The organism is Paenibacillus sp. J22R232, from assembly GCF_056269165.1.
This window is the reverse complement of the sequence record NZ_JBWDNK010000002.1, coordinates 538550-555652: the sequence shown is the minus strand read 5'-3', so window position 1 is coordinate 555652 and position 17103 is coordinate 538550. Positions and strand designations below refer to the sequence as shown.

Genomic DNA, 17103 nt, shown 5'->3' with positions numbered 1-17103 from the left:
GCTCTGACAGGTGTGTCTAGTTTGAGCGGGCGGTAAGCAACGTATACGGCGTAAATAAAAAAAGCCTCCCGAATTTTGAAATTCGGAAAAGCTTCTAATCCATATATAAGTGGAATTATTGCTTCATGGCAACTCCTGTCGCCTGATTCTCGATATGCGTGAGAATGAGTCGGTGCATGCTAAATTTCCTTGTAAGAAACGAGGGAAGCAAGCGATAATTCATGCCTAACTTATATCCAATCAGCTTCGCTGCCGATTCAACTGCAAGCTGAGGTACCAGCAGCCATTGACGTTCTTTATGCAGCTGTTGAAGCTGCAGCTTTACTAAGTTCGAGCCTGCCTTGCCAACTGCGCTGTACGGCGTGATCCAAGTGTTGCAGCGCATCGAAATGCCATTATCGAAATAACGTTTAAACTGCTCGGCAACCGAATAATCATGTGAATGGTATACAGCAGCCTCGGCGCTATAAGCAATGTTATACCCGCTCAGCACGCATTTGGCAGCCATAAAGAGATCCTCGTTAAAAATAACCGGCTCCTGAAAACGTCCCATTGCTTCAAACACTTCTCGACGAATAGCCGAACACACATTGGAGCAAAAAAACGTCTTTATTCCTAGCCGGTCGATATCTTCATAGGATTTCAGCTTCGATTCGGCTGGATAGTTATGTTCTCTAGCTAGCCGCTCCAGTACGTTTGCTCCCGGCTTCGCTAACTGCCTGGCGTAAGCATATACGTTCTTCTCCGTAATTAGCAGCGGCTTAACCAATTCCTCGATAAGCTTCTCGTCGCACGGCATCGCATCCTGCGTCATAAACATCAAGATATCGCCCTTGGCTTGCATTGCGGCATGATTGCGGGTTCCGCCATGATCGAACTCGCTTCGCTTCACACGGATCACATGCGCGCCAGCCTCACGGGCAAGCTCTGCCGTTCCATCATTCGAGCTGGAATCAATTACGATCAATTCGTAGGGAGGCAGCGATTGCTGCTTTAGCCGTTTAAGCAGCTCATTCAGTTCAGGTCCAGCATTTAATGTAGGAATAATGACAGAAACGAGGCATACCGGGTTGCTCTTAGTAAGCATTTTTGTTAATCAAGCCCTTCAGAACTGTTTTAAGAATAATTTTGATATCGAAGAAGAATGTCCAGTTCTCTATATAAAAAATGTCGAACATGATTCTGTCCTTAATGGAAGTATCGCCTCTTAGGCCATTCGATTGGGCCCAGCCTGTAATGCCGGGTCTGATTTGATGCTTAATCATATACTTTGGAATTTCTTCTTTGAACTGATGAACAAAATAAGGGCGCTCCGGACGCGGTCCTACAACGCTCATATGCCCCAGCAGCACATTGAAAAACTGTGGAAGCTCATCTAAACTCGTGCGCCGAAGAAAACTGCCGAACTTGGTGCGGCGCGGGTCGTTCTCGACCGTCCACTGCGTGTTCGACACCGAATCATCCGACACATGCATCGAGCGAAACTTGAACATATAAAAGGTTTTGCGATCAAGTCCCATGCGCTCCTGCTTGAACAGAATCGGGCCTGGAGACGTTAGCTTGAGACCTGCTACGATGAACAGCATAATCGGAGAGGTTAAGATAACGGCTGCCAGCGAAAAAGCGATATCAAACCAGCGTTTAAGAATACGGTTGCTGAGCTCGTCAAGCGGAATGTCCCTTACATTAATAAGCGGGATTCCAGCAAAATTATCAAAGAAGGGCTTTGCTGGCAACAAATCGAAAAAGTCAGGAATGATCAGCGTTTTAACGCCGGTCCGCTCGCATACGTCAATAATTTCCGCATACTTCGCATGGGCCTCAAGCGGCAGCGCTATGATGACCTCATCAATCGGCTCCTTGTCCAGCTTCATCCGCAGATCGCTCAGCATGCCGATAATCGGCTTCATACTCTGATGCTCCACCGCATGCTCCTTCTGGTAATCATCTAGAAAACCAACCACCTCATAGCCTAGATCAGGATGCTGCTGCAGGTTGGAATAAAAGCTGCGTCCCACTGCTCCAGCGCCTACGATTAGTACAAAGCGTTTGTTATAGCCTTTGCGGCGCAGCGATGCGAGGACCGATTTCACCCAATAGCGATATGATGTAATGGCGAGAAAATTCATAACGAAAAATATGGCGAGAAATTCCCGGGAAATATGTACCTCGCGGGTGAAGAAAAATAAACTTAGCAGCCCGAGAAAGCTAATCGTCTGGATCTGTAAAATACGCAATATTTCATAGGAATAGTTTTTGCGGCGTTTAGGTGAGTAGAATTGAAAATAAAATCCTACAAGTACGGCGGAGAATGAATATATGGTTCCCCAGAGTAAATAGGTAGAGAATGAAACGGAATTATAGCTTGGCAGCAGACCGCTGTAAAATTTAAGCCAATACGCGGCCATAAATACGACCAATGTGCAGAACAAGTCCGCCAACATATACAATTGCGTCAGAAATCGTTGGTTTTGCCTTAGCATTCGCCGTTTTCACCCGCATTTCCTTAAATTTCGACTCTACCTGCATTGTACCAAATATAACAAGCAAGGAGAACCCCATTTAATACCATATGATGAGAGAGATTCATTTATATGGTCCTAGTGGAGATTCCTCTGTTTTGCCTTTTGAATGAGCCACTTCCGTTTGGCCAGCATGCTTGGCATACTGCGAAAAATTTCTGGCCAACAGCGAAGCAAGCCAGGTTCTTTTAGAACAATGTAACCTAGCTTCATCATTTCAGTAGCTGCTATTAAAGGTCCTATCGCCAAAGAATGCCAGCCTACCGCCTCGTTCTTAATCAGCGTAAAAAATCGGTTCTGATAGGAATGCTGGCGAATGAACAGCGGCACACTGCTGCGTCCGCCCTTCTTCCAGCCTCGATGATGCAGAGCATAGGCTGCTGGGATATAGAAAGCAGCCCATCCGAGCTTGCTTGCACGCCATGCAGCGTCTACATCCTCTTTATACGCAAAAAAATGCTCGTCAAAAAATTGATCGGAATAGGAGATGTCATCGATCATTGCTCTGCGGTAAACAGCCGCTGCACCAGAAACGCCAAACACTTGCATGGTTTCTTTCCAGTTGGCTGCAAGCTCTCCCGCTGCTAGGTCATATGCGTTTCTTGTGCGCTTTATCCCAAGCCCTGCACTATCCATCACTTCAGTATTAGACGCAAAAACAAGCTTTCCGGTTGCACTTCCTACCGAAGGATTTTGCTCCATAAATCGTATAATTTCAGTGAGGTAATTCGGGTCGAGCGTCACGTCAGGATTCAAAACGAGCACATAATCCGAACGGGTCTGCCGAATAGCCTGATTCTGGCCACCAGCAAACCCGTTGTTCACTTTGTTCGCAATAAATTGAACATGCTTCTGCTTCGCATAGGGCATTACCCGCTCAGCCGTATAATCAGTGGAAGCATTGTCGATGATGACAATGCTAGCAATCGGGAAACTTTGCCTAAGAACGGCTTCAATGCAATTTACTATGTCATTTGCGCTATTATAGGTAACGATACAAACGCTGGCTGTAGCCATCCAATTATCACTCACTGTCTTTGAGATAGTGGTTTAACGCTTCCCTCCAAGGACGAAGGGGGTGGAAACCGTTACTGCGAATAGCAATGTGATCCATGACCGAGTATGCAGGCCTTGGCGCTGGTCTAGGAAAATCAGCCGTTGTACAAGGATCAACTTGAATAGAAATCGCACGGTCCTCAAAGATAGCATTGGCGAAATCATACCAAGAACAGATACCGGAATTAGATGCATGATAGATGCCGTAATAATCTGTTTGTACAAGCTCTAGTAAAAAGGCAGCCAGATCATATGTATACGTCGGCGATCCGACTTGATCGGATACTACCTTCAATCGATCACGTTCGCCAGCCATTTTGAGCATCGTCTTAACAAAGTTACTTCCGTATTTCCCATACACCCAAGAGGTGCGCACGATGTAAAATTGATCATGCAGCGACTGCACGGCTATCTCGCCCGCGAGCTTTGATTTTCCATAAACCGTTTGTGGATTCGTTCGGTCATATTCATTGTATGGTGTTGTTCCTGCTCCATCGAAAACATAGTCCGTGCTTATATAACAAAGCTTCGCACCAACCTCGCGAGCTGCAACCGCAACATTGCGGGTACCCGCGGCATTTACACGAAAAGCCTCGTCCGGCTCGGACTCGGCTTTATCTACTGCCGTATAGGCAGCGCAATGAATGACGACATCAGGACGATGTATTGAAAATAAGTTGCGGCAAGCCGGAAGGCTCGTAATATCCAGTTCATTGCGGCCAAAACCGATGATTTCTGCCGTTTCCGTTTTCCATTCCGTCAATTCACGTCCAAGCTGCCCATTCGCGCCCGTAATGATCACTTTTATTTTAGACATCGGATTCGTTCGCCTCCAGGCGAGCCTTGTATTGCGTTTCATAGTATTGCTGGTAGGTTCCTGATGCCACCTGCGCCATCCACTCCGTGTTGCCGAGATACCAGCGAATCGTTTCTTTGATACCATCCTCGTAATTGAACTTTGGCTGCCATCCTAATTCATTTCGGATTTTATCGGCATCAATCGCATACCGTCGATCGTGGCCTAAGCGATCCTTGACATAGGAGATCAGTGATTCTGGCTTGCCTAATTCCTCTAGGATAGTTCGGATAACTTGCAAGTTAGTCCGTTCATTCCGCCCACCAACATTGTAAACCTCACCGGCGCTTCCTTTATGAAGGACAAGGTCAATTGCACTGCAATGATCCTCTACATAGAGCCAATCCCGCACATTAAGACCGTCACCGTAAACGGGAAGCGGCTTATCCTGAAGCGCATTCTGGATCATCAACGGAATCAGCTTCTCCGGGAACTGATACGGTCCATAGTTATTGGAGCATCGTGTAATGTTCACATTGAGGCCAAATGTTTCATGATAAGCTCTTACGAGCATATCCGCACCGGCTTTGCTTGCTGAATACGGGCTGTTTGGAGCAATCGGCGTATCCTCAGTGAAGAGGCCTGTCTCGCCGAGTGTGCCATATACCTCATCTGTAGATACTTGCACGAACTTCGCAACATGATATTGCTTAGACAGATCAAGCAGCGTCTGCGTGCCAAGAATATTCGTCTGAACGAAAATTTCAGGATGCAGAATGCTCCGGTCCACATGCGACTCTGCCGCGAAGTTAATGACCGCATCTAAGCCTTGCTCGAATAATGGCTCCAATTCACTCCTATTCGCAATGTCTGCTTTCACGAATGTATAGCTCGGGTGCTCCTCAATCGAACGTAGGTTTTCAAGGTTTCCTGCATAGGTCAACGCATCCACATTGATGATTTCATAACTCGGGTAGTTCTCAATCATATATAACACGAAATTGCTTCCGATAAAGCCGGCACCGCCGGTAATAAGTAATTTCACGAGATAACTCACCCTTCATATACAAAGTTGATTTCCACGTCAGCCAGCAACGGATGCTTGCCATCCTTATCCGATAGGATCGGATTGGATGTCGGCCAGTCGATTGCAAGGGCTGGGTCATTCCAGGCAATGCCTCGGTCGTGTTCCGGTGAGTAAAGGGCATCCACCTTATACTGAACCTCACAGTTGGGAACAAGTGTGCAGAAACCGTGGGCAAAGCCTTGTGGCACTAGCAATTGGCGTTTATTGGCTGCGCTTAGAATAAAGCCTTGCCATTGCCCAAATGTCGGTGAACCTTTACGGATATCAATGACGACATCATAGATTGCACCTGCTGTAACACGAACAAGCTTCGATTGTGCCTTAGGTGACAATTGATAGTGCATGCCGCGGAGTACCCCAGCTTCTACGGATAAGGAATGATTATCTTGGATAAAAGAATGCAAAATCCCATTATCATGTGCGACTTGTTCATTATAGCTTTCCATAAAGAAGCCTCTATGATCACCATATACAGCAGGTTCTAGTAGTTTTACTCCTGGGAGCTTAGAATCTATTATTTTCATATGTCACCTACACAATTATAGTTTTAGTTTACCGAACTCTTCGCCGAAGGTAATGTCTTTAGCAAGCTCATTAGCTTTGGTCAAAGAAGCATGAGTACCTGCATCCGTCCACCAGCCTTGGAGGACATCATAGCTAAGCTCACCCACCTCAATATAGGCATTATTTACATCCGTTATTTCGAGTTCTCCGCGACTAGAAGGTTTAAGCGTTCTAACGATTTCAAATACCTGACTGTCATACATATAAATTCCTGTTACAGCATAGCTGCTTTTGGGCAGTTTCGGCTTTTCTTCTATAGAAACAATTTTTTCTTCATTCAATTCAGGTACTCCATAACGCTGCGGATCGTAAACCTCTTGTATCAGAATTTTAGCTCCTTTATTCTGTTTCTTAAAGTTACTTACAAAAGGAGAAATACTGTGATCGAACACATTATCTCCTAAAATAACGACCATTTGATCACCATTTACAAAGTGCTCTGCTAGACCAAGAGCCTGAGCTATTCCGCCAGCCTCGTCTTGTACTTTATAAGTAAAAGATACGCCGAACTCGTAACCGCTACCTAATAAGTTAACAACATCGCCCATGTGCTCTTTACCGGTTACGATGAGAATATCTTGGATGTTGGCTTCTTTGAGCTTCGCGATAGAGTGAAAAATCATCGGATATTTACCGACAGGCAATAAGTGCTTATTCGTTACCTTTGTAAGGGGAAACAAGCGTGATCCTGTTCCACCTGCTAGAATTATTCCTTTCAACAGTGTAGCCTCCTTTTGTATTGAGAATAACTTTACCCAATAGATTTTACTGACTTCGATTTTCTATTAACTGTTTGAAATAAATCTCTACCTTTCACCCATGGTATGTGATTATTTACCAGTGTAAAGAATAATCTTTTTGTTATTTCTACTTTTAGAACCATTAAAAACACTTTAAATAAAACCAAGTTTGATTTAACAGAAATATCTACAAATGCAAGCATTGCTGTAGCAATCGACATGGAGATACTTTCAAAACCACAAAGAAGCAGAGTATTTTTCCCAATATACGATAGATAATGAGATTTTTTTAAAGCATAAGCAACAATTAGATTCGTCGTTATTAAGAGAATTGTAATTAATAGAATAAACATCTGAAATAAATACGAATTAAATAAACTACCACCAATTGCATTCGAGAAATTAAGCATTATCGTATCGATATCATTAGGTCTTGAATAAATGTAAAAACAACTTACTAAAACCAAACAAACAAATGCTGTAAAAACCACTTTAAAAAATAAGTTCATTTGCGCAAAAGAGAAGTCCCTAATTTTTGCAAATATAATATCACCTAAACAAAAGAAAAAAATATAATAAACAGCACTATCTATATTAAAAAGCACAGATGGGTCATTTGGAGCTTTTATTGTAGTAGAACTTATTAGGGCAGACACAAAAGTAATTACAAACAATATATTTTTTTTTCTAATTACTTTATTCAAAATGTAATACAATAGTTGTATTGTAAATAGGCATGTAAAGAACCATAACTGACCAGCAAAACCTATTTGATTGCGTATTCCCCATAACGATTGGATTATAAATGTTTTTACTAATCCAAACTCGCTTCCTGTTGTAGCTATAAAATATGCAATGTTTAATAAACAAAAGAAAATATATGGTATTAGAATAGTCTTTACACAATTAATGACATAATTTTTAAATGACAACCCTTGTTTTTTTGAATAAAATAAGCCAGATAAAAAGAAAAACAGAGGAATATGATACCGAAAAACAAAAGTGGTAACGTTATCTCCTGGAGCAATATGGCCAATAAAAATAGCTAATATTGCCAAGCCTCTACATACATCTACCCATTCGACTCTATTATTCGTTTTATACTCCTCTTTACTAATTTCCATCAGTTAATCTCCTATATAGTATTAATAAATGTAGTACAGAATAACAAACAATAAACAAGATGCTTTGATCTTCTGGATCGGAAAATACTGAATTAAATAGGTTACTGTTACGCCATTTTTCAGGAAATTCTTCATATGCGCGTTTAAAGGTATCCATTCTGAGAAAATAAGATGCCACCAATGTGTATTAAAATAAAATTAGTATTGGTCATTAAGATTTTCTTTTGAAATTCAAAGCTTTCTTCTCTACAAAATGCCAGGAAAGCACCGCAAGTACTAGTGTTAGAGGCGCTGAGATTAGAAAATTTTTAATCGGTGATTGCTGATGATTAAGAAACAATTGAACTACTTGTTGTACTGGAAAAGCAAATATATATAACCCATAAGAAAAATCTCCACTATTTGAGAACTTATTGAGCTTTATTTTGCTATGATAAGCAAAATAAAAAATCAAATAACTTCCACAAAATAAAAATGCAAGTTTTAATTGATTGCTAAATAACGAAAAAAATAAAATTAAAACGCTCAAGATTGCATATTTTCCTTTTAAAACTATCTTCTCCCGATAACTATAAAACACCATCCCTACCAAAAAAAACAGAACTAGTTCTGATAAACTCCCAAGTAAAAACCCGTTAATATTTATAGAATGATATTGAGGAGAAAGTACATTATTAAATAATAGTGCACCAATAAAAAAAAGTAATATTACTTTCTTGTTTTTATATGCCCCATAATAGCCAACTACAGCCAGTCCCAAATAACAAATAACTTCATAGGGGATTGTCCATATCGACCCATTCACGGCGTTCGGATACAAGTTATGTGTAAATACTTCCGGTAATCCATACTGTATATTAAATAGGGTAATATTATTCAAATAGCTCAAAGTTTGACTGGAGCTAAGATATTGTTTGAGAGGCATTTCGGTAAGCATTGGGCCTAAAATAACTACAGACAAGATGATAACAACAACTAATGCAGGAAAAATTCTTAGACCTCGATTAATAAGAAATTGCTTCATTGTAGATCTCTCAAAACTAATACTAATTAAAAAACCACTTACAATAAAAAAAATCGCTACTGCCACTCCACCGAATGTCCATTGGCCTTTTGACATAATTGCGAGTGGTTCATTAACGTTACCTGTCAGAGGATAACTATGAGAAAATATGACTAATAACGCAGCCAAAAATCGAATAATATCAAAATTATTTATTCTTCCATTCAGTTTATTAGATAATAAATTGTTACCGTGCATTTAGGTTTTTCCTTTCAAGAAAAATAACTATTTCAAAATTCTTTTCAACAGAGAGAACGACTTGTTTTTCACCTTGAAAACGAGAGTCTTTAATGACATTGATTGAATATTATAGATTATATTTTGTGGTCTACTCAAAATATGGTCAGCATCATTAAACCAATTGCCAATTGGCAATTGCGTTTGTTGGCTCGCATACTTATCACGGACAATCTTTAAATATTTATCAAACAATAATTGTCTTGAATGATGATGTTGTGTTTCAGCAGGAACTCTATAAACAGAAGTTACCTTTTCTAAATATATAAAATCATATTTCAATGCATATTTCAGCCATAAATCCCAATCCTCGAGCACTTCTAATTCGGGGTCAATCCCACCAAGCTCATTATACAAGTCTTTTGAAAAGAGAACGCATTGAATTGGAAAGTAATTGTGATGCAATAACACTAATCTATTAAATGACTGTCTATGTTGAACATTATGAAATAGTTCCTCATAGATGTATGGATCTTTTGACAGTACTTTAATCGGTGTTTCAAATGCGTGGGCATATGCGGCCTTTTTATCTGGATTATTTATAAGCTGATAACATAATACTTCAACATGGTCAGCATATAAAACGTCATCGTCATCTAAGAAATTTAGAAATTCACCGTTTGCACTATTCATTGCAATATTTCCAACCACACATCGACCAACTTTTTCTCCAGTAGCCTGATATATAATATTCAAATCATTAAATTCTTTCTCTATTAGCTGTCTAGAAACGTCTGGACCATCCTCTACAATTACAATTTCCAGATTAGAATACGTTTGATTTCTTACACTCTCTAACGTTTCTCTAAGCATAGCAGGTCTTCCACATGTCCTAATAAGTATCGAAACGAGCGGTTTTCTATGAGGAAGTTGATTCACATAGAAAGCACCATCCCTAATTATCTCATAATCCCACAAGTGAAAAGAAGGTTTGAATGTTAACTGCGAATTAGTTCTTCTCCAAGATCTATAACGTTGACCTTCCACCAAACTTTTCACCAATTTTTTTAATACAGTTTTTCTATGTCCAGCAAAAGGTACTCTATTAAAAAACAAACTATAATAAAGTACATAACCATTTACAATATCCCGAACGGTTCCAAATTTATATCTTAACATTAGATTATTATAAGTACTGTTATAAAACTGGTTAGGTTTTACTTGACCTGCACTTTCGTAAGTATAATGATGAATAATACTTTTAGGTACATAAATAAGTTTATAACCATGTGCTCTTAATCTCCAGCTTAAGTCTACATCTTCTGCATACATAAATATCTTTTCATCAAACATACCTATACTTATAAATACCTCTCTAAGAACCATACAAGCCGCACCACTTGCCCAAGTCAGTTCCATTGAAATAGGATTATAATTTTTAGGATGCTCATAAGGGAATTGTCGGCATTCCCATAAAGCAACATCTTCACTGCTATTTGATGCATTTAACATAAGTTCATGTATTGCGTTTTCTTCAACTTCAGTGTCTACATTAAGAAACAACACAAATTTTTGTTTTGTTTTATTCACACCATAATTATTTGCGGCGCCAAAACCTAGGTTATCATTCAAGAAATGAAAATAAAAACCACCAAAATAATGAGACTTAGAATACTTTTCAATTAAACTTTTCGTTTGATCAGAAGAATTATTATCTACAAAGGTAATATGAATCTTATCAAGCGGGAAGTTTGTTTTAGTAATGCTATCTAGACACATATCTATCCATTTTTCTGAATTGTACGTTACGATGATAATATCCAACGCTTCCATTGTATTCTTTGTTAATACAACTTCATTCATTTCCGTTCCGACACTCCTCTTATTATATTTGTTAACCACCGTAGAGGTTTAGTTAGCTTCCACGATCGAGAATTTAACAAAATGCTTTTCTCATTATCTAACGTTCTCAACAGAGTTTTCAATAAACCGATCTCGTTCCCAGAAATGTCTAAATCGGTCTCTAGTTGTTTTAGCTTGGTAATTAACACATCTTGATTAACTTTCAATTCCTCTAAAGAATTGATTAGTTCATTTTTTTCGTTTTTTGTAATTAAAATTTCGTTTTGTATGTTTGAAATTTCTTTTTTAAAACTAGTCATGTACTGGGCATATTGCGATAAAAACCCTTCCGAATCTCTTTGTATCTTCATTTGAATACTAACTTGGTATTCTTCTTCTGTTTGCATTAGATCAAAATGAAGAAGCAACTGCGGATCGCTCCCATAAGCGCTCAATACACACTTTTCTTCATTTAAGATATATTCTATGCCGTGCATGCATGTAACCATTGATGCTACATTCTGTCCGATCCATCTATTAATAATATTCCCATTTTCATCTGATAAAACGATATGATCAATCTCAATTAATCCTTCGAAATTTGTTGGATCAAATCTCAATGGATGATGCAAGAATTCACCTCTAACGTTAAACTGATATAATTTCAAACTCTTATCCATTGGATTTATCGATACTTTCAATGAAGAGTCTTCATTGAACTTTTTATCTTTTGCCCAGAATAATTGAGCGTATTCTGCAAAAACGTATGATGTATTTTCAACTACCTCTTCGATCGAATCATATTCACTTATTTTACCCGAAACCGTAATAAACTGATAAACATGCGCATCTTGTCTTGCAATCAAAAAATCACTCACTTCAACTGGCATACTTGTATAATCCTGTTTTAGCTCAGTATGTTCAGGCGACATATTTGTGGTTTTCCATTTAAGCGGCTTCAAATCTGCTTTATTCATTAGTTCCTTGACACTCTGCCTTGTAAAAAACCTCAAATGTGTGTTATCAAGGAGCCCTAAAGAACGGTATTCAAACTTACCTTTTAATAATTCAATAATGACTGCTGAATGTCCGATATTAGGAATAGACGTTAAGATAGTTCCATTTGATTTCAGATAAGCACTTGCTTCCTTTAATACAATTTCAGGATATTTCAAATGTTCCAACACATCAGCAAATATAATATGATCAAACTCAACCCCAATAGGAATCTCATTCTTCCATTCTAAGGTCTCTGCATCGCATACAATCATTCTTTCAACAAATGATTCCGCAATTTTAGCTGCTTCAGCATCTATTTCCACACCGATCACCTTACAATTAAGCTCATATTTTAGATAAGCAGTCATATAACCCTTAGCAGGTCCAAATTCCAATACGGTCGTATATGGTTTAATTTCCCTGAGAATCAACGATAAAGAATTATCCGATGTCATATCAATATTAAAGTCGTATTTCATACCTTCGTCTACCTTTCGAAATCCCATTTATGATCAATGAATGTAATTCCTTCAGCAAAATATTTGTTAGAGCTAACCCGGAAAGACTCATATCGTGCCTTATAATCCAATCTTACTAAACCTGAGCTTTCAAAAAAGCCAACATCAACCGAATAAGTCCCAGGTAACAGTTTTATCTTTTCATATTTCAATATCAATTTGTATTTTCCAGGAACATTCGGCAATTCATATCCATCGAGTTTCGTATTTAAGCCACATATATAAGTACCTTGCCGATCAAACAAAGCGATGCCACCTACTAAGAACTCTTGCTCCTTAAATTGACGATACGACATTTCAACATATACATCCTCATCAAACTCAAAATCTTTCTTTATTTCTCCAATTTCATTTTTGAACTCAACTTTGTCTATTGAGATAACATGGGTTGAAGCATTTTTCTCAGGCTCTATAGTGTCATCCTTTGTTTCTGTATCAAGACCAAATTTCATAAAATCCTCGTAATTTTTTGTTACTGTGTTTGCGTCCCCGCGTTGATGAATTTGACCATCTATCATCCAAATCGCTTCATCACAAAAATTACGTATAGAGTAGCCATCATGGCTTACGAATAAAATAGTTTTCCCTTCATTCTTAAATGCTTTCATCTTTTCAATACATTTCAGTTGAAACTGCATATCACCTACAGCTAAAGCTTCGTCAACAATCAGAATATCTGGATTAACATGAATGGCACAAGAAAACGCAAGTCGTACGAACATCCCTGATGAGTACGTCTTCACGGGCTGATCAATAAACTCCCCTATATCAGCAAATTCTTCAATTGAATCCATTCTATTCTTAATTTCGGTTGGACTAAAGCCATTAATAGCTCCGTTCATAATAACATTTTCTCTACCAGTAAATTCCGGGTTAAACCCGCTGCCAAGTTCAAGCAAAGCAGCGATTCTACCATTTATAACAACCTCCCCGTCAGTTGGTTGTAACGTTTGAGCTATGATTTGTAATAATGTACTCTTTCCAGATCCATTTTTCCCAATAATCCCAATGGTTTGTCCTTTGTGCAAAGACATCGAAATGTTCTTTAGAGACCAAAATTCTTTATATGTTTTCTTTCTCAAAATGGACTGTTTCAATCGATCTATAGGTTTTTCATACATTTTAAACGATTTACTCACATGCTTTAATGAGATAATAGGTGCATCAAAGGACATCTGCAAAACCGCCTTTCGTTTTTTGAAACCAAGCATATCCCAACCATGACAAAAGGACTCCAATTATTGTTCCAATAAATAACCATGACCAATCAGGCAATTGGCCTAATATAATAACTTTTCTCATATCCTCTACAACGTAGCTAATCGGATTTATATAATAGAAAAAACGAAACTTTTCAGGAATAATTGAAATTGGATAAAAAATTGGACTTAGAAACATTAACGCTTGTACAGCTATTCCTAAAAATTGGCCTATATCACGAATAAAAACGCCTAATGAAGCGAAAAACCAACTTAAACCTAAAGACATAAATAGTAGCGGCAATAAAACAATCGGTACAAATATGATTGTCCAGTTAAAAATACCCATCAAGAGTATTAAACCTGAAGTAAGAATAAATAGACTTATTAAAAAATGGACTAATGCCGAGCCTAATATAGTAATTGGAAATATCTCAAGTGGGAATACGACCTTTTTTACGTAGTTTGGATTATTGATAACGATGCTTGGAGAACGAGTAATTACATCTGAAAATAAATTAAAGGTAATTAGACCACAAAATAAAATCAAAGCAAACTCAACCTGGCTCTCGCCTGCTCCGCCGCCCCACTTAGCTTTGAATACCACACTAAAAAAATAAGTATAAATAAGCAGCATCATCAATGGATTAATAAATGACCATACAATACCAAGATACGAACCTCTGTATCTGCCAATAACTTCTCTTTTAATGAATTGATTGATTAGACTTTTTTGATTCCACAAATGACGTAACATGAATTTCTTTGTATTAACCATTTCTTTACCTCATTCTATCTATTTTTATTTTTATTGAACTACTTTTTAATAAGTTAGACTTCATTTATCAATAATCAAAGAGACTTCTCCTGATTCTTCACCCTCGTTATCTTACCAAAGTTCCTCCCATATTCATACCTCATTCTCCTTCCAAAACCAAACAAATTGTAGAATTTTTGCGAAACGTCGCCGCATTCGACAAATCCCAATACCTACAAATTTGTAAACAACATACAAATTATATCCCACCTATTCTAGCAATCTCCCCCCCTATTTGTTAAAATACAAACAGAAGCAATCGATATTTCCATACATATAACAAGGATGAGGAGTACTTAAGAATGAGCGCACGAACGAATGAAAAAGCCAATACGCCTGCGGCAGCCGCTGATGTTACGCTGTTGCGTTGGATTGGAACGATTGGTATCGCCTTATTTTTGATCATTTTCCCTTATGAGAAAGGCTTGTTCAATGGTTATGAACTGGCTTTTGAGAAGCCCATTTATGCTGCTGCTATTTTTGGATATGTGCTGCTGATTGCCGCAGCCGCCTACGTTTACCGCAAAGCCCAGCATCACAGCTACAGGGGCTTTTTGTCGATTGGCGTCATGATTTTGCCGCTCATTTATTGGCTGTCTTCCATTCAAGCCGTTTCCAGCTATTATGCAAAGTTCATGACGCTTGTCTTTTTCTTACTCGCAGCTTTATTCATTGCTAGCCTTTATCTGGCGGAGTCTAAGCAATCCCGCAAAACGATTGAATACGCGCTCATGCTTTCTTCCTACTTAATTGTCTTGCTCGGTATTTTCAACTTATTTGGTCAAATGTACAACAGGGACGCGCTTTGGCTAGCCCACGACGGCTATCGCCTATCCTCGGTCTTTCAATATTCAAATACGTATGCGGGCTTCCTCGTCGCTTTATTTCTAGTTAGCCTTTATTATGCCGTACACTGTATTCGTCCTTCTGCACGAATCATTCATGCAGCTATGCTTGTTCCAATTTGGATCTCCTTCATGTTTACCTATTCACGCGGGGCAATTGTTGTCATTCCGGTCATGATACTGGTTTTGCTTCCGTTTCTTCGTTTCACAAAACAAATTGCGTATCTTATTTTCATGGTACTATCCGTAATTGTCTCTATGTCCATATTAGGCAAGCTCACTACGAATGCGGATGCGATCGCTAAGCTTGTGCAGCCTACAGAAACGAAAGCAGAAAGCCCTATTTCCTTATTTAGCTCCTTGCCGTTGCAGAACTGGGGACTTCTTCTGCTCGGAATGATTGTGACAACCGCTCTAGTTATGCTTTATCATGCCAAAGTGAGCGATTGGATGGAGACAAAGCTGGCGAAGCTGGCCACGCGCAAATGGTCCTTCTTAGCCGTACCTGTTATCGCGATTATACTGGCAGCTATCGTTGCCGGAAGTTTGCTTGGCAGCAGTGCCATTCGCGGATTGCTTCCTGACAAAATTGCTACCCGTTTTGAGAATATTAATCTGCAGCAGCATAGTGTTCTTGAACGGCTTACGTTCTACAAAGACGGGCTTCATGTAGCCGAAGACTACCCACTGCTCGGCGGCGGCGGCGGCGCTTGGCAAGCGATGTACGAGCAATATCAGAACAATCCATATTGGAGCCGGCAAGCCCACAGCTTTTTCGTTCAAGTACTAGTAGAAAGCGGCTGGTTAGGACTACTAGCACTCATTGCTTTTCTCGTATTTGTATACGGCTTATACATTAGAAAATTCATCCGCCATCCTGAGCTTCGCGGCAGTCATTTTATCTTTTTCATCTTTTCATTAGGCCTGCTTATGCATAGTGCGATTGATTTTGATATGAGCTATGTCTATATCAGTGCCGTTGTCTTTATCTGCTTGGGCTCCATGCTTGCACCTTACGGAAGCAAGCTTACGTTTGAGCGAATAAGCTTAAAATCATTAACAGACAAAGGCTGGTTCAAGCTTGCAATCCCATCTCTGTTAGCGGTACTATCCCTTTTTGCGATCATTATCGCCGCTCGTGAAACCAGTGCGGTTAATAAATACGACAAGACATATACGCTTGCCGTTCAGCAGCAGACCTCGCTGGATAAGCTGCTTCCCATGTTAGAAGAGGCCATTCATGCATCGCCATCGCATTCGGCGTTTGCACTGACGAAAGTAAATTGGCTAGAGCAAGCCTACGCACAGACGAGCGATGCTGCCTTGTTGGAGGATGCTATACAAACCGTGTATCTCGGAAGAGAGGCTGATCCCTATAACCGTGTGCTGCTTATGTCTCAGTATCGTTTGTTCCAAACGAAAGGCTCATTCGACGAATCCTTGGATGTCATTGACGAAGGTCTTAAAAAATTCCCTTGGGACATCAACTTGTATGAAGCTGCCATTACGTCCTACGTCAAAGCTTACGAATCGGCACTAGCCGAAAAAAATGAGCTGGACGCCGGAAAATATTCGCAGCGCGTAAACGATCTATCCCTTGAAATACAAAGAAGAATTGATCAGTTGGCTGAATTGCCGCCCGAACAGCAGCAGGGACGCTCCTTTGCGTTCACGCCGGCAATCGAACAAGCTCTTTCACAGCTGGAGTTAGCCTCTGCAAAATAATGCTTTATTCCGAGAAAAACGGCTCGCCT

General features: G+C 39.5%; 14 protein-coding genes. 1 reads left to right on the top strand and 13 read right to left on the bottom strand.

The window, feature by feature from the left end; genetic code table 11:
- Positions 1 to 115: 115 nt before the first annotated feature.
- The 13 genes from AC0YN3_RS08780 to AC0YN3_RS08720 all read right to left on the bottom strand — a co-directional run bounded on the left by AC0YN3_RS08780 (position 116) and on the right by AC0YN3_RS08720 (position 14465).
- Positions 116 to 1087 (bottom strand): glycosyltransferase family 2 protein, encoded by a 972-nt coding sequence (locus tag AC0YN3_RS08780; protein ID WP_475774720.1) that lies wholly within the window; start codon positions 1085 to 1087, stop codon positions 116 to 118.
- The gene (locus tag AC0YN3_RS08775) at positions 1077 to 2483 is read right to left on the bottom strand and encodes an undecaprenyl-phosphate glucose phosphotransferase (RefSeq protein ID WP_475774719.1); all 1407 of its coding nucleotides are present in this window, start codon (positions 2481 to 2483) and stop codon (positions 1077 to 1079) included. The genes AC0YN3_RS08780 and AC0YN3_RS08775 overlap by 11 nt, the downstream gene beginning before the upstream one ends.
- A gap of 117 nt (positions 2484 to 2600) precedes the next feature.
- Positions 2601 to 3539 carry a glycosyltransferase family 2 protein gene (locus AC0YN3_RS08770; protein WP_475774718.1) on the bottom strand — a complete coding sequence of 313 codons (939 nt, stop codon included), beginning with the start codon at positions 3537 to 3539 and terminating at the stop codon, positions 2601 to 2603.
- Between the two features lie 7 nt (positions 3540 to 3546).
- A complete protein-coding gene (gene rfbD / locus AC0YN3_RS08765) occupies positions 3547 to 4386 on the bottom strand; it encodes a dTDP-4-dehydrorhamnose reductase (protein ID WP_475775108.1) in 840 nt (279 codons plus the stop codon).
- Between the two features lies 1 nt (position 4387).
- Positions 4388 to 5419, bottom strand: coding sequence for a dTDP-glucose 4,6-dehydratase (gene rfbB / locus AC0YN3_RS08760; RefSeq protein ID WP_475774717.1), 1032 nt, complete (start codon positions 5417 to 5419; stop codon positions 4388 to 4390).
- Between the two features lie 8 nt (positions 5420 to 5427).
- Positions 5428 to 5985 (bottom strand): dTDP-4-dehydrorhamnose 3,5-epimerase, encoded by a 558-nt coding sequence (gene rfbC / locus AC0YN3_RS08755; protein WP_475774716.1) that lies wholly within the window; start codon positions 5983 to 5985, stop codon positions 5428 to 5430.
- Positions 5986 to 6000: 15 nt separating this feature from the next.
- On the bottom strand, positions 6001 to 6744 hold the full coding sequence (locus AC0YN3_RS08750; protein ID WP_475774715.1) for a sugar phosphate nucleotidyltransferase: 744 nt from the start codon (positions 6742 to 6744) through the stop codon (positions 6001 to 6003).
- 32 nt (positions 6745 to 6776) lie between these two features.
- Complete coding sequence (locus tag AC0YN3_RS08745) at positions 6777 to 7889, bottom strand: acyltransferase family protein (protein WP_475774714.1); 1113 nt, start codon at positions 7887 to 7889, stop codon at positions 6777 to 6779.
- Between the two features lie 211 nt (positions 7890 to 8100).
- Complete coding sequence (locus AC0YN3_RS08740; protein WP_475774713.1) at positions 8101 to 9150, bottom strand: acyltransferase family protein; 1050 nt, start codon at positions 9148 to 9150, stop codon at positions 8101 to 8103.
- Between the two features lie 27 nt (positions 9151 to 9177).
- Complete coding sequence (locus AC0YN3_RS08735; protein WP_475774712.1) at positions 9178 to 10992, bottom strand: glycosyltransferase family 2 protein; 1815 nt, start codon at positions 10990 to 10992, stop codon at positions 9178 to 9180.
- On the bottom strand, positions 10989 to 12449 hold the full coding sequence (locus tag AC0YN3_RS08730) for a class I SAM-dependent methyltransferase (protein WP_475774711.1): 1461 nt from the start codon (positions 12447 to 12449) through the stop codon (positions 10989 to 10991). Before AC0YN3_RS08730 ends, AC0YN3_RS08735 begins: the two co-directional genes overlap by 4 nt.
- 8 nt (positions 12450 to 12457) lie before the next feature.
- A complete protein-coding gene (locus AC0YN3_RS08725) occupies positions 12458 to 13663 on the bottom strand; it encodes an ABC transporter ATP-binding protein (protein ID WP_183559270.1) in 1206 nt (401 codons plus the stop codon).
- Positions 13653 to 14465: an ABC transporter permease gene (locus AC0YN3_RS08720; RefSeq protein ID WP_183559272.1), complete on the bottom strand. Its 813-nt coding sequence runs from the start codon at positions 14463 to 14465 to the stop codon at positions 13653 to 13655. The genes AC0YN3_RS08725 and AC0YN3_RS08720 overlap by 11 nt, the downstream gene beginning before the upstream one ends.
- Positions 14466 to 14806: 341 nt before the next feature.
- Between AC0YN3_RS08720 and AC0YN3_RS08715 the strand changes: the two genes are divergently transcribed.
- A complete protein-coding gene (locus tag AC0YN3_RS08715) occupies positions 14807 to 17074 on the top strand; it encodes an O-antigen ligase family protein (protein WP_475774710.1) in 2268 nt (755 codons plus the stop codon).
- Positions 17075 to 17103 lie beyond the last annotated feature (29 nt).